The 1,484-nt window shown below is 67.1% G+C and carries 2 protein-coding genes; both read right to left on the minus strand.

Annotation, left to right across the window (positions count from 1 at the left end):
* Positions 1-259 precede the first annotated feature (259 nt).
* Positions 260-742 carry a hypothetical protein gene (locus tag BRAS3809_RS03725; RefSeq protein WP_008960770.1) on the minus strand — a complete coding sequence of 161 codons (483 nt, stop codon included), beginning with the start codon at positions 740-742 and terminating at the stop codon, positions 260-262.
* Positions 743-894: 152 nt separating this feature from the next.
* On the minus strand, positions 895-1,383 hold the full coding sequence (locus BRAS3809_RS03730; RefSeq protein WP_008960771.1) for a DUF427 domain-containing protein: 489 nt from the start codon (positions 1,381-1,383) through the stop codon (positions 895-897).
* Positions 1,384-1,484: the final 101 nt, after the last annotated feature.

Raw genomic sequence — 1,484 nt, forward strand, 5'->3', positions numbered from 1 at the left:
AAGCACCGCCACCACGTCCATCGCAGCCCACCCCACGTTCGTGACGACGCGTCCGTCCCTCTGCTCGAGGCGGGATGGGAGACATCAAAGCACGATTTCTGAAAAATCGCAATAGACAATTTCGGGAGATCGGAAAGAGCATCCCGTAATGGCAGTGCGCTCCCCTCCCCCTTGCGGGGAGGGGAGACGAGACGACGGCGTTCGCGGCGCAGGATGCCGGAAGCTGACAGTGAACGAAGTCGGACGAGCTCAGCCGCATTCAATCCGGCAGGTTCGTGAACCGCGGCCGCCACACGCCCAAAATCACGTTCACCGTGGCGACGCCGAGCATGACCCAGATGGCGCCCTGCTCGGTGCCGAAATTCGGGGTGAGCGTTGCGGGGTCGATCTGGCCGGCGACGGCGCGGGCGGCTTCGTCGGCGGCTTCCTGCATCGGGCCCTGTACGGCGGCGAAGCCCCATTCGAAGACGAGGATGCCCGAGGCGAGCTTGGCGAGCGCCCAGCCGGCGCTGTGCAGCGCGCGGTTGACGGCGATGGCGAGCAGGCCGGCGACCAACGTGAGGCCGAGCGAGGGGAAGAACACGTAGCGGACGATCGCGCCCATCGCCGCGCGCATCTCGGCGTAGTGCGACAGCGACACCGAGGGCTGCGGGATCAGGCCGAGCAGTACGACGAGGCAGGCCATCGCGCCCATCATGCCGATCGCGCCCATCGTGTGCAGGAACTTCATCAGCCGTCGCATGGCGTTGCCCCCCGGGCATGGCGAATTGGGACGTCGGAGCGGACGTCCGGCATGGCGCTGGTCCCGTCCATGATCGCGGCGCAAAAACGCAGCCGCCGATCATACTGTACTATACGATCAATCGGCCGCCGCGGTTCATCCGATCACGCCGTCTACCAGTGCCGGGTGCCGGGCGCGCCCTTGAACGGGCCGACCACGCGCGAGGTGATCCAGCCGCCGTAGAAATCGCCATCTTGCGCCGCAACACGCTCGTCGCCGACGAAGCAGGCGTCGACGCGGGAGGCATAGAAGGCGAGATGGCCGGCGATCGGCGCGAACGATGGCGTCGGCTGCTGATAGCTCCAGGCCGCCTGCTCGGCGACGCGGCCGTCGACCTCGATCGTCCAGTAGCTGGCAAAGCCCTTGAACTCGCAGAACGAGCGGCCTGCGGCCGGCCGAAGCCATTGCATCGCGATATGCCGTTGCGGGATGTAGTAGACTGGCGGGTGGCTGGTCTCCAGGACGCGAAAGCCCGCGTCGGTGTCGGCGATGGTGACGCCGGCGAACACCACGCGCAGCCGCTCCACCCAGCGCTCCAGCCGCGGCGGCCGCGGATAGTCCCAGACTGATTCCTGTCCCGGCCCGGGCGCGATACGCTGCATGGCGAATGTCTCCTGCGCGGCGGTCGGCCGCCTGCAGAGCAATAACGCGGCGGTCATCGCGGAAGATCAGTCGGAGAGCAGCGTGAGCATTGCCAGCGGAT

It is taken from the genome of Bradyrhizobium sp. STM 3809 (assembly GCF_000239795.1).
Lineage (GTDB): Bacteria > Pseudomonadota > Alphaproteobacteria > Rhizobiales > Xanthobacteraceae > Bradyrhizobium.